Source organism: Parerythrobacter jejuensis (assembly GCF_039536765.1).
Taxonomy (GTDB): Bacteria; Pseudomonadota; Alphaproteobacteria; order Sphingomonadales; family Sphingomonadaceae; genus Parerythrobacter; species Parerythrobacter jejuensis.
This window is the reverse complement of record NZ_BAAAZF010000001.1, coordinates 1,991,151-2,003,185: the sequence shown is the minus strand read 5'-3', so window position 1 is coordinate 2,003,185 and position 12,035 is coordinate 1,991,151. Positions and strand designations below refer to the sequence as shown.

Genomic DNA, 12,035 nt, shown 5'->3' with positions numbered 1-12,035 from the left:
GGGCTCCGGCATCAACGGAAAGGTGATGCTCTTCGTACCGGCGCAATTGGCAGAAAAGGGATAGCCAAACCCTATGTAGTTGGCCCTAATTCCGGGTAAATTTTGCTGGTACCCCGGGGATCGGATGGTGCGGGTGGTGGGACTCGAACCCACACGATCACAGGATCAGGGGATTTTAAGTCCCCGGCGTCTACCATTCCGCCACACCCGCTTTGGCCAATCCGGCTGCGTCCTAGCCACAAACGTCCCGCTGCCGCAACGATGCAGGCGCGATATTCCGAGATGCAGAAACACCATGAGCGAGCGTCAACGCTGCGCTCGACAGAACGGCAATCGGATTTCGGCGGCAAAAGACGCCAAAAGGAGCAGCGTCACTCGTTCAGAGCGTTGCGCATATCCTTGCCAGGCTTGAAATAGGGAACTCGTTTGGCCGGCACGTCGACCGGCTCTCCGGTGCGCGGGTTGCGGCCTTTGCGGGCTTCACGTTCTCGGGTCGAGAATGCCCCGAAGCCCCGCAATTCGACCCTGCCCCCTTCAGCGAGGCGCTGGGCGATCTCTTCGAAAAAGACGTCGACGACTTGTTCGACCTCTTCGCTGCGCAATTCCGGATTGTCGCGCGCCAGTTCCTGAAGCAATTCCGAACGGATCATTTTTCTCTCCCGACGGCCCCTTCAAGCGGCAGCAGCCAGTATGTTGCGGGCCCACCCCCATTAGCCCGAGGGGCGTGGAATCGCCCTCTAGACAGCTGGAAATGTGGCAGAATTCCGCAGATTGCGCAAACATCTATACGAGAAGTGACTAACCCTTTGAGGTCAAACAGTTTCGGCTGGCTGTTTTGTAAGCAGCTGCGCCGGATCAATGCCGAGTCGGACAATTTTTGCCATGATTTCAGGCCATTCCTCGGCCAGAAAACTGTCGCGCTCGGCTTGCCTCAGCTTGTCCGCTGCGCCGTCAACGACATACATGCCGACACCGCGCTGGACTTCGACCAGGCCATCCGTCTGGAACTGCTGATACGCTTTCGCGACTGTCAGGGGGTTGGCACCCTGTTCGGCGGCGAAGGCTCTGACGGAAGGCAACATTTCGCCTTCCCGATAACGTCCATCGATGATGGCGGCGGCAATCATATCCCGCAGACGCAGGTAAACCGGGCGATTGGATGTGTTCATAGGTGCGTCAGTGCCATAATACAGCGTGGCAGGTCAAGGACAGGCAACGCGCTTCAGCCTCGATAAAGGTGGTTTCGACTGCAACAATATCTTCACATCGCGAAATCCGGCGCTAGGGTGCGCCGCCAGGGAAGGGCCGGGGGACAAGCGGCTCGATAAGAATTGTCGGAGGGCCGCAGGCCAATGCACGAATTTATCTTCACTTTCGATTCGCTCTACGAGTTGTGGGCGTTCTGGATTGCCGTAGTGGCACTCGCCGCATTCCTGCTGGGCGGGGTCTTCCTCGTCACGCGACCAGAGCCGGAAGTGATCGGCCATCCAAAGGGACTGTTCCTGCTGTTCATGGCCGAGATGTGGGAGCGTTTTTCCTATTACGGGATGCGCGCGCTGCTGATTTTCTATCTCGTGCAGCACTGGCTGTTTTCTGACAGTGAGGCCTCGATCATCTATGGCGCCTATACAGCGCTGGTCTACATTACGCCGGTTGTCGGCGGTTATCTGGCTGACCGCTATATCGGTCAGCGCAAGGCAGTGCTGTTTGGCGCCGTCCTGCTTACCTTCGGCCACTTCTTTATGGCGTTTGAAGGCGGTGGTGGTCAGAATGACCCCATGATCAACGTGTTCTGGCTCGCGCTGGCACTGATCATCGTTGGCTCCGGTTTCCTGAAGGCCAATATTTCGGTAATCGTCGGGCAGCTTTATTCACGCACCGACATCCGCCGCGATCCGGCTTACACCATCTTCTACATGGGCATTAACGTCGGCGCCGCGACCGCCTCGATCATTTGCGGCTATCTTGGCCAGACCTATGGTTGGGAATACGGCTTCGGCCTCGCCGGGGTCGGGATGCTGGTTGGCCTGATCTTCTTTGTGATCGGCAAGCCCCTGCTGCTCGGCAAGGGTGAACCGAAAGATCCCGCAAAGATCAAAGGCGGCAAGGAATGGGGCATCTATGGTGCCGGTCTTGCCATGGTCGCGCTGTGCTGGGCGGCGATCCAGTATCAGGAACTGGTAGGCACCGTTCTCGGAGTCTTCGGTGGCGGCCTGGTGCTCTATGTGCTCAGTATTGCCGTGACCAAGCTGCAGCCTGAAGAGCGCAACCGCATCTTCGCCGCGATGTTCCTGATCCTTGTCTCGATCGTCTTCTGGGCGCTGTTCGAGCAGGCGGGCTCCTCGCTCAACCTGTTCACTGATCGCCACGTCGATACCGCCGGAGTGAACGCATCGATGTTCCAGTCGATCAATGCGATTTACATCGTGCTGCTGGCTCCAGTCTTTGCCATGCTGTGGCAGGGGCTGGCGCGCAAAGGCGCAGAGCCAAGCACACCGATGAAATTCGGCCTCGCGGTTATCCAGGTCGGCCTCGGCTTCCTGGTGCTGGTGTGGGGCGCGGAAAGTGTCGGGGTGAATGTGCCGACGCCGGTGATCTTCATTTTCCTGATCTACCTCTTGCACACAACTGGCGAACTGTGCCTCAGCCCGGTTGGCCTCTCGGCCATGAACCGTCTCAGCCCGGGCCATATGGCCTCGCTGATCATGGGCACCTGGTTCTTCGCTTCGGCCACCGGCAACTTTGCTGCTGGCCTGATCGCCGCGGCAACGGGCGCGGAAGGTGTGAGCGAAGAAGCCGGCAAGCAGCTGGTGCTCGACGTCTACTCTACCGTCGGCTGGTATGCGGTCGGTATCGGCGTGGTTGTCATGGTGGTCAGCCCGCTGGTGAAGAAGCTGATGCATCTCGACACGCTGAAGGATGATGCACCGCTGGAAGGGCTTGCAGAAGCAGGCCTGGAAGCGCAGGAAGCGGGCATCCGTCCAAACGGCTGATGATGTAGGGGCATCGACTATGCGATTGAGAGCGTTTCTGATTTGCGGGGGCGCTCTCGCGCTTGCCGCATGTTCTGCAACCACCGGTACAGCGAAAGAGACCAAGAGCGCGTCTTCGAGCGTATCCGGCGAACGGGCGGATACGGGGGTGCCCTTCCCGTCGACCTATGAACGCTATCCGGGCGTGCCAACAGCGCTGGTCGGAGCGACCATTTTTGATGGCAAAGGCGGCCGGATCGAGAATGGGACTGTGCTGTTCACCGATGGCGAAGTGGTCGGTGTTGGCGATGCAAGCCTGCCGATCCCTGCAGGCTATACGAGCATCGATGGCACCGGAAAGTTCGTGACGCCCGGCATCATCGACATCCACAGCCATTTGGGCGACTATCCCTCGCCGAGCGTTCCTGCCCATGGCGATGGCAACGAAGCGACCGCGCCGACAACGCCTGATGTCTGGACCGAGCATTCGGTCTGGCCGCAGGATCCCGGTTTCAGCCGCGCGCTAGCCAATGGTGGCATCACCAGCCTGCAAATCCTGCCCGGCTCCGCCAATTTGATGGGCGGTCGCGCGGTCACGCTGAAGAATGTCTATAGCCGGACGGTTCAGGGCATGAAGTTCCCCGGGGCGCCCTATGGCTTCAAAATGGCCTGCGGCGAAAACCCGAAGAGAGTCTACGGCAACCGCGGACGCAAGCCATCGACCCGGATGGGCAATTTTGCAGTCAACCGACAGACATGGCTTGATGCCCAAGCCTATGATGGCAAGAAACGCGATCTGGGCAAAGAAACCCTCAAGGGTGTCCTGGACGGCGAAATCCTCGTCCATAATCACTGCTATCGCGCCGACGAGATGGCGCTGGTGATGGATATGGCCAAGGAGATGGGATACAAGGTTTCGGCCTTCCACCACGCTGTAGAAGCCTACAAGATCGGCGATCTGCTCAAGGCAAATGGCGTGTGTAGTGCAATCTGGGCCGATTGGTACGGCTTCAAGATGGAGAGCTATGATGGCATTCCCGAGAACGCAGGCCTGCTCCAGCAAGAAGGCGCCTGCGTTGTCATCCACTCCGATAGCGACAAGGAAATCCAGCGCCTGAACCAGGAGGCGGCAAAGGCACTTGCTGCAGGTCGCCGGATGGGCATCGAGATTAGCGATGCGACCGCAATCGGATGGATCACGCTCAACGCGGCAAAGGCGATGGGCATCGACGACATGACCGGCAGCCTCGAGAACGGCAAGATGGCCGATGTCGTATTGTGGAACGGCAATCCGCTGAGTGTCTATTCGCGGCCCGAGAAGGTCTGGATCGATGGCGCGCTGATGTATGATGCACTGGACCGGAAGCGCCGCCCGGTAAGCGATTTCGAGCTCGGCCAGCCCGGTGAAGGAGACGTGAAATGAAGCGTGTTCTATCCCTTGCAGTCTCCGCTTTCGCTTTGGCTGCGGTTCCGGCGGCTGCGCAAGACGTCGTCATCACCAACGCCACCGTCGCGACCGGCGACGGCAGCGAGCCGATCCAGAATGCCAGCGTTGTGGTCCGCGGTGGCCGTGTGGTTGCCGCTGGTGCAGGTGTCGAGGCCCCGGCGGGTATGCCTGTCATCGACGGTACCGGCACATGGGTCACACCAGGCATGTTTGCTGCAGCAACCACGCTTGGCCTGTGGGATGTGGGCGCGGTCGGATCGAGCAACGACCAGGCCGCTGGCGGCAGCGCCTTCAGCGCAGCTTTGGATGTGACACGGGCCCTCAACCCCTCCTCTCAACACATCGCCATCAATCGCGCAGGCGGGGTGACGCGGGCTAGCATCTTCTCGCGCCCTTCCAGCACGATCTTTGGCGGCCAGGGCGCCATCGTCGATCTGGGGGCCGACCCCGATATGGTCGTGAAGCCACGTGCGTTCCAGATGGTGGCGCTGGGTGAATTCGGCGCGCGCATCGCGGGTAGCAGCCGTACAGCAACCTATGCCGAGCTCGACAATGCATTCCGCGAGGCGCGCAACTATGCAGCCGGCCGGTGGGATGGCGATGATGCGCAGCTGACATCCGCCGATGCCAAGGCACTGGGGGCGGTTTTGTCAGGCGAACAGTCCCTGTATCTCGCGGTCGAGCGTGCCTCGGACATTCGCAACGCCCTCAAGCTGAAGACGCAGTATTCACGCCTCAAGCTGGTGCTGGTGGGTGCGAGCGAAGGCTGGCTGGTGGCGAACGAAATCGCTGCCGCCGGCGTGCCGGTCATTGCCGATCCAATCGACAACTTGCCAGAGAGCTTCGAAGAGCTCGCCGCGACACAAAGCAATGTTGGCCGCATGGTGAAGGCCGGGGTTAAGGTGGCGATTGGCGGGCTGACCAACGGGATCGAACAACCGCGCAATGCCCCGCAATTTGCAGGCAATTTTGTCGCTCTGGGAAAGATCCCGGGGGCAGCCGGCCTCTCGTGGGGCCAGGCACTGGCAACCATCACATCCGCACCGGCCGAGATTGCCGGGTTCGGCGGCCGCTTTGGCGTGCTTGCACCGGGCGCTGCCGGAGACGTGGTCATCTGGGATGGTGATCCGCTGGAGCTTTCTTCTGCGCCCGTCCGGGTGTTCATCGACGGAGTCGAGCAACCGCGTGACAATCACCAGACCCGCCTGCGCGAGCGCTACAGAAATCTGGACGAAAGCAAGCTGCCCAAAGCCTATGACTGGTAAACCTCCCACGAGCGTGTTTGTGTCGCTGGGCCTGGCGGGTGTCGCGGTCGCCGCCGCTGCATTCGCGCAGGAGGCTCCGCCCGACTATTCGCAGGACACCGCGTGGCACAATCGCCAGCAGGCTGCGCTGGCCAGCCTCAAGCAAAGCGATGGCTGGCGGCATGAGGCACGTAATCTGCGCTGGCGCTATATCTCCGGGAGCGGCGCCGGGAAGCGCCCCAGCCTGCGGGACCGGGTAACCGTTCACTACACCGGCAGTTTCATCGACGGGACCGAGTTCGACAGCTCCTATGCTTCGGGCAAGCCGGTTACCTTCCCACTCGGGCGCTTGGTCAAGGCGTGGCAGGTTGCGATTCCCAAAATGGCTGTGGGCGATACGATTGAAATCGCGGCTCCGGCCGATCTCGCTTACGGCCCGCGCGGCAAGGGCCCTATCCCGGGAGGAGCGACGCTGATGTTCAAGGTGGAACTGCTCGATATCGAATAAGTCTTGCAGATAAGTTGCAATATGCTACTTAAATTCATCGCTGAGGGAGAGGTGTGATGGATTCTGCATTGCTATCGTTGATCGCTGCAAGCGTGACCTTTGTTGGCGCGCATTTCGTGATGTCGCATCCATTACGCGCGCCGATGGTCGGCATTCTTGGCGAGACCGGCTTCCAGGCTGTCTACAGCGTTATTGTGCTGGCCTCGATGGTCTGGATGTATTTTGCATTCACCGCGATCGAAACGCCCAGCGTATTATGGGCGGGCGGCTTTACCGGCCCGAGCTGGATTGTTGCTTCTGCGATCACCCTGATCGCGATGGTATTGCTGGTTGGTTCGATGACGCCCAAGAACCCCGCCCTGGGCGCACCAGGGGCCGAGGACGCGGCACGCGCGGCTCCGCAAGGGGTTTTCACCATCACCCGCCATCCGATGATGTGGGCCTTCGCTCTGTGGGCCATCGCCCATATTGTCGCGGCTCCCACGGAACGAACCGTCGTGGTTTCGCTCGCGGTGCTGGTAATGGCGCTGGTCGGGGCAAAGCTGCAAGATGCGAAGAAAGAGCAACTGATGGGTGAGGCTTGGCATGTGTGGGAGGGCCAGACGAGCTATTGGCCGCGCATCTCAGGTTTTGCCAGCGTTGGATTCGTCACCTGGCTGATCGGCGCAATCGCGTGGTTCGGATTGTCCTGGTTGCATATGCCCCTGGGCAACGTGGCGGCAGGCCTATGGCGCTGGATGGGCTGATCAGGCTTGGTCCCAGGATTTGGGAGGCTGTCCTTCGGGGAACAAGTGCTCCCCACTCCACAGTGCCATTGCACCGAAAACGGGCTCCAAGGCCCGTCCTGCCTCCGTCAATCGATACAGCGCCCGTTTGCCGGTAGGCGGCTCCCGTTGCAGCACACCGGCCTCCACCAGCATCGTCAATCGCGATGTAAGCGAGGCCCGGCTCACGGTCAGCCGATCCATGAAATGCTCGAAGCGTTCGGCCCCCAGGAAGGCCTCTCGCACAATCAGGATCGCCCAGCGATCGCCCAACACGCGTGACGCACGGCCAATCGGGCATGGAGAGCGGGAGGGCGTGTAGGATTTCATAGGCTCTTCAGCATATCGCGCTTGCCAAGGCACATGGCAAGATGCATTAGTCTGTTTTACAGACTTTAGGAGATCACCATGTCAACGCCCCACGAACGCTTCCAAAGCCCCGAACAATCCATCGAATATATGAAACGGGTTGCTGTCCGGAAATCCGGCTTCACCCGCTGGCTTGGGGTCGAACCGATTACTGTCTGGGAGGGCGAATCCGAATTGCTGCTCCCCCTGCGAGAGGAACTGACCCAGCATCATGGTTTCGCACATGGGGCAGTGGTGGGGCTGATGGCCGACAATGCTTGCGCCTGGGCCGCAGCGAGCGCGGCGGGCGACGTTGTGACCGGTTCCTATCTGATCAATTTCCTTGCCCCTGCCGTGGGCGAGCAATTGCGCGCGAAGGGAACGGTGGTGAAAGCAGGGCGCAAACAGGTCATCGTGCGCGCGGACGTCTGGAGTGAAAGCGAAGGGGACGCTCCAAAGCGGGTCGCGGTCGCTCAGGCGACGGTTATTCCGACGGGTTCTCCAGGGCAGTAAGCTTCCCAGCATTCCCGTTTAGAAAGTCCAGGACCCGGCGCTCCGCACTGTCCTGCCATGCCAAATCGTGTCCGGCGCCAGGAAATATCTCGAGCTGCGCCGCGTTGTTCGTCGCCGCCAGCTGCCTGGCGTGACCGACCGGTATCAGAGTGTCCGCATCCCCGTGCAGGATAAGAATTGGAGCATCGATCTCCGCAAGCTTTTGGTCGTTGCGGTAGTGATCCCGGAGCAGCAATGATGTCGGCAACCAAGGCATCTTCTCAGCTACCAGCTGGCTGAGACTGTTGAAGGGAGAAATCAGCACAAGGGCTGCTGCCGCGCCCTCGCTCGCCATTTGCGTTGCAACACCGCCGCCAATCGAATTGCCGATCATGACCAGATTGCTCCGGTCGACGCCTTGCTGTTGTAGCCATGCAATCGCAGCGCGTCCGTCAGAGTATAGCCCCTTTTCGCTGGGGTTGCCCGGATTGCCTTGATAGCCGCGATATTCGGCAGCAAGCACACCATAGCCGGCGGGAACCAGGCGATCGGTTGCAACGACACTGGACTGCCAGTCCGCTCCATTGCCATGGAAATAGACGATCGTTGGCCTGTCCGGAGCCGCTGCACGGTATCCCGCCCGAAGGGTCAGCCCGTCGCTGGTAGGATACTCGATCGCCGTGAAACCGATGGGCACACCGCCGCCTGCGGGAGGAGCAGGGTAGAGGAAATGACGCTGGGAGAGGACAAGCGCTGCTACAATCAGGCAATATGCGATAAGCGGGATCAGGAGAAACTTGGCCACGGCCTTGCTCCCGTCAGGCGCGCGCCTCTTCCACGCCTGCACTGTTGTGCCGCAACGCCTTCAGCACCGTATCGACAATCTGCGGCGCATTGAGGCCCGCTTCGTCATATTGTTTGTCCGGCGAATCCTGTTCGATGAAACTGTCGGGCAAGCGCAAGGTACGGATTTTCAGCCCGCCGTCGGTAAGCCCCGTGTCGCTGGCATGGGTCAACACATGCGCACCGAGACCACCAATGCTGCCTTCCTCGACTGTAATGACGACTTCGTGGGTCTTCATCAGGCGATCAATCAAGTCTGTATCGAGAGGCTTGGCAAAACGCAGGTCGGCAACAGTAGTGCTGAGGCCTTTGGCATCCAGCTGATCTGCTGCCTTGCGCGCCTCTTCCAAACGCGTGCCAAGGCTGAGGATGGCAACCTTCGATCCCTCGCGCACGATCCGGCCTTTGCCAATCTCCAGCTTCTCAGGCGTCTCCGGCAAATCGAGGCCGATCCCGCCACCACGCGGATAGCGCAGGGCGATCGGCCCCTCATCATGCTCGACAGCGGTGTAGGTCATATGGACCAGCTCGACTTCGTCAGCTGCCGCCATGACAACGAAATTGGGCAAGGTGGCAAGATACGTGATGTCAAACGAACCCGCATGGGTCGAACCATCCGCCCCGACGAGGCCCGCACGATCAATTGCAAACCGGACCGGCAGGTTCTGGATCGCGACATCGTGCACCACCTGATCGTAAGCACGTTGCAGGAACGTCGAATAGATCGCAGCAAATGGCCGCATGCCCTGCGCAGCAAGGCCCGCCGCGAACGTCACGCCATGCTGTTCGGCAATGCCCACGTCGAAGGCACGATCAGGATGCGCCTTGGCGAATTTGTCGACGCCCGTCCCGCTCGGCATTGCCGCCGTAATCGCGCAGATGCGCGGATCGGTATCGGCCAGCTTGGCCAGCGTTTCACCAAACACGTTCTGATAAGCCGGCGGACCACCGCTGGGCTTGTTCTGCTTGCCTGTCACGACGTCGAATTTGGCGACACCATGATATTTGTCAGCGCTGGCTTCGGCTGGCTCGTAACCCTTACCCTTCACCGTACGGACATGGATCAGGATCGGGCCCTCTTCGGCGTCGCGCACATTTTCCAAGACCGGAATCAGATGGTCGAGATTGTGGCCATCAATCGGGCCTACGTAATAGAAGCCGAGCTCTTCAAACAATGTCCCGCCGGTGACCATCCCGCGGGTATATTCCTCGGCCTTGCCGAGCGACTTGTGGACCCGGCGGCTCAGCTTGGCCGTCATCTTGGAGGCAAGGCTGCGCAAGCCGAGATACTCGCTGCTGGAGATCAGGCGCGCCAGATAGCCGGACAAACCCCCAACCGGAGGCGCGATCGACATATCATTGTCATTGAGGATCACGATCAGGCGGTTGCCGGCCTGTTCGGCATTGTTCATCGCCTCATAGGCCATGCCCGCGCTCATCGCGCCATCGCCAATCACCGCGATCGCCTTGCCCGGCTTGTCGTTCAGCTTGTTCGCGACAGCGAAGCCAAGACCTGCCGATATCGAAGTAGAGCTGTGCGCCGCGCCGAACGGATCATACTCGCTTTCGCTACGCTTGGTGAATCCGCTAAGGCCCCCGCCCTGGCGCAAGGTTCTGATCCGGTCGCGACGCCCGGTCAGGATCTTATGCGGGTAGCATTGATGGCCGACATCCCAGATCAGCCGGTCGTCCGGCGTATTAAAGACATAGTGGATTGCAGCCGTTAGCTCGACAACGCCGAGGCCCGAGCCAAGATGGCCGCCTGTGGTGCCGACCGCACTGATCATCTCCGCTCGCAGCTCGTCTGCCAGCTGGCGCAGCTGTTCCGGCGCCAGTTTGCGCAGGTCGGCAGGATAGTGGATCGTATCGAGAAGCGGGGTGTCTGGTCGTGCACTCATGCCAACGCGGTTACACCCTCGTTACCTGCTTGTCGATGAACCAGATTTCGATGCGGGTTTTCCGAAAAGTTCAGGCGCAGTTGGCACACAATCCGCGCAGCTCCACCACCGGCCTGACATCCGAAAAGCCTGCCTTGCGGCCTGCCTGTCGCAAAGCGCCTGTTAGTGTATCGTCATCCAGATGGCTGGCGGTGCCGCAATCATCGCAAATCAGGAAGATGCAATCGTGGCGACAGCCAGGATGGGTATTGGCCAGAAAGGCATTGGCGCTCTCTATCCGATTGGCCAGATTGTTGCGCACAAACAGGTCCAGGATCCGGTACACACTGTTCGGGGCGACCCGGCTGCCCCGACGCGCTGATAGATTGTCTGCAATGTCGTAGGCGCTGGCCGGGCTTTGATGACGCGCGAGCTCTTCGAAAACTTCGGACCGCATACCGGTCCAGCGTTCACCTTTGGCTTCGAGCGCAGATCGGGCGGCATCCACCAGCGATTCGCCGGCATGTTCGGTATGGGCGTGAGCGTTCATCTACGGCAATATAGCGGTGGTGGCGTGGCATTACCACTCATCCCCGCTCGGTCAGCCGCGCTTGAAGGTCGCTCGGAAATGCTCGGGGTAGAACTCGCGCAAGGCCCGCACCTTCGGCGCGTCCCAGCGGCGGATATATCCGTGGTTGGGATTCTTCGCCATGAAGTCCTGATGATAGCCTTCGGCGGGGTAAAAAGCCCTATAGCTTTCTATGCGAGTCATGATCGGCCGGGACCATACGCCCGAACGCTCCATTTGCCGGAGATAGGCTGCGGCAACCTTGCGCTGCTCGCCATTCATCGGGACCAGTGCAGCGCGATAATGAGATCCGACGTCGGGGCCCTGACGATTGCGTAAAGTTGGGTCAGCGCCGACCGAGAAGAATATCCGCACCAGCTCATCATAGCTGACCACCTTCGGGTCATAGACCACTTTCACGCTCTCGGCGTGGTCGGTAACGCCAGACGTGACAATGCGATAGCTGGCCTGGCGTCGGGTCCCGCCATGGTATCCGGAAACCGCGCTCTTCACGCCTTTCACATGGCTGAAAATGCCCTCGATGCCCCAGAAGCATCCGCCAGCAAAAATGGCCGTTTTCAGACCACCACGTTCATTCGCGGTGACGGTAGGTGCAGGTGCGCGAACATGGTTTTCACGGGCTTCGGCGGCTTGGTTGCAGCCTGCCAGAGCCAGCCCGGCTGCCGCGATCAGGATTAGGCGACGCTTCATCGAACCGTCGCCGCCATCGCCTGCGGGATCGCCGAGAGCTCTTCCGGCGACATCTGGACACCGATGACGAGAGCGCCAATCACGAATCCGATGGCGAAATTGCGATAAAGATCAGCTTTGAACAGGCGCATGGCAGGGGTCTTCGACATTGTTGTTCCGGTGCTGGATCCATGCTCTCCCACCGCTTGCGAGGGGGTGAATGGAGGTGTCAGCAACAGGCAATACGTGGGGGATGCCTGTTTGGTTACAATCTGGACCGAA

14 protein-coding genes and 1 tRNA gene are annotated in these 12,035 nt (G+C 60.2%); 6 read left to right on the top strand and 9 right to left on the bottom strand.

Annotation, left to right across the window (positions count from 1 at the left end; genetic code table 11):
- Positions 1–125: 125 nt before the first annotated feature.
- The 3 genes from ABD653_RS09935 to ABD653_RS09925 all read right to left on the bottom strand — a co-directional run bounded on the left by ABD653_RS09935 (position 126) and on the right by ABD653_RS09925 (position 1,169).
- Positions 126–211 (bottom strand) — tRNA-Leu (locus ABD653_RS09935).
- Between the two features lie 160 nt (positions 212–371).
- Positions 372–650, bottom strand: a complete 279-nt coding sequence (locus tag ABD653_RS09930) for an integration host factor subunit beta (RefSeq protein ID WP_160778529.1) — start codon at positions 648–650, stop codon at positions 372–374.
- A gap of 162 nt (positions 651–812) precedes the next feature.
- Positions 813–1,169, bottom strand: a complete 357-nt coding sequence (locus tag ABD653_RS09925; RefSeq protein WP_160778528.1) for a GntR family transcriptional regulator — start codon at positions 1,167–1,169, stop codon at positions 813–815.
- 183 nt (positions 1,170–1,352) lie between these two features.
- On the opposite strand from ABD653_RS09925, the gene ABD653_RS09920 reads away from it, so the two are divergent.
- From ABD653_RS09920 to ABD653_RS09900, 5 genes are read left to right on the top strand one after another with little or no spacing between them, the layout of a single operon-like run.
- The gene (locus ABD653_RS09920) at positions 1,353–2,993 is read left to right on the top strand and encodes a peptide MFS transporter (RefSeq protein WP_160778527.1); all 1,641 of its coding nucleotides are present in this window, start codon (positions 1,353–1,355) and stop codon (positions 2,991–2,993) included.
- 19 nt (positions 2,994–3,012) lie between these two features.
- A complete protein-coding gene (locus tag ABD653_RS09915; RefSeq protein ID WP_160778526.1) occupies positions 3,013–4,395 on the top strand; it encodes an amidohydrolase in 1,383 nt (460 codons plus the stop codon).
- The gene (locus ABD653_RS09910; protein ID WP_160778525.1) at positions 4,392–5,684 is read left to right on the top strand and encodes an amidohydrolase family protein; all 1,293 of its coding nucleotides are present in this window, start codon (positions 4,392–4,394) and stop codon (positions 5,682–5,684) included. The genes ABD653_RS09915 and ABD653_RS09910 overlap by 4 nt, the downstream gene beginning before the upstream one ends.
- Positions 5,674–6,171, top strand: coding sequence for an FKBP-type peptidyl-prolyl cis-trans isomerase (locus tag ABD653_RS09905; RefSeq protein WP_160778524.1), 498 nt, complete (start codon positions 5,674–5,676; stop codon positions 6,169–6,171). Before ABD653_RS09910 ends, ABD653_RS09905 begins: the two co-directional genes overlap by 11 nt.
- 56 nt (positions 6,172–6,227) lie before the next feature.
- Complete coding sequence (locus tag ABD653_RS09900) at positions 6,228–6,917, top strand: NnrU family protein (protein ID WP_160778523.1); 690 nt, start codon at positions 6,228–6,230, stop codon at positions 6,915–6,917.
- Here ABD653_RS09900 and ABD653_RS09895 read toward each other — a convergent pair whose 3' ends face one another.
- Complete coding sequence (locus ABD653_RS09895) at positions 6,918–7,265, bottom strand: winged helix-turn-helix transcriptional regulator (protein WP_160778522.1); 348 nt, start codon at positions 7,263–7,265, stop codon at positions 6,918–6,920. It abuts the gene before it with no gap.
- Between the two features lie 78 nt (positions 7,266–7,343).
- Between ABD653_RS09895 and ABD653_RS09890 the strand changes: the two genes are divergently transcribed.
- Positions 7,344–7,796, top strand: coding sequence for a PaaI family thioesterase (locus ABD653_RS09890; RefSeq protein ID WP_160778521.1), 453 nt, complete (start codon positions 7,344–7,346; stop codon positions 7,794–7,796).
- Here the strand turns inward: ABD653_RS09890 and ABD653_RS09885 are convergent.
- The 5 genes from ABD653_RS09885 to ABD653_RS09865 all read right to left on the bottom strand — a co-directional run bounded on the left by ABD653_RS09885 (position 7,768) and on the right by ABD653_RS09865 (position 11,923).
- Positions 7,768–8,580: an alpha/beta hydrolase gene (locus ABD653_RS09885; protein WP_160778520.1), complete on the bottom strand. Its 813-nt coding sequence runs from the start codon at positions 8,578–8,580 to the stop codon at positions 7,768–7,770. The two genes, ABD653_RS09890 and ABD653_RS09885, sit on opposite strands and share 29 nt — an antisense overlap.
- Positions 8,581–8,593: 13 nt before the next feature.
- On the bottom strand, positions 8,594–10,516 hold the full coding sequence (dxs, locus tag ABD653_RS09880; protein ID WP_160778519.1) for a 1-deoxy-D-xylulose-5-phosphate synthase: 1,923 nt from the start codon (positions 10,514–10,516) through the stop codon (positions 8,594–8,596).
- Positions 10,517–10,586: 70 nt separating this feature from the next.
- Complete coding sequence (locus ABD653_RS09875; protein ID WP_160778518.1) at positions 10,587–11,045, bottom strand: Fur family transcriptional regulator; 459 nt, start codon at positions 11,043–11,045, stop codon at positions 10,587–10,589.
- A 51-nt stretch (positions 11,046–11,096) separates the two neighbouring features.
- Positions 11,097–11,774, bottom strand: coding sequence for a peptide-methionine (S)-S-oxide reductase MsrA (msrA, locus tag ABD653_RS09870; protein ID WP_160778517.1), 678 nt, complete (start codon positions 11,772–11,774; stop codon positions 11,097–11,099).
- A complete protein-coding gene (locus ABD653_RS09865; protein ID WP_199801306.1) occupies positions 11,771–11,923 on the bottom strand; it encodes a hypothetical protein in 153 nt (50 codons plus the stop codon). The genes msrA and ABD653_RS09865 overlap by 4 nt, the downstream gene beginning before the upstream one ends.
- Positions 11,924–12,035 lie beyond the last annotated feature (112 nt).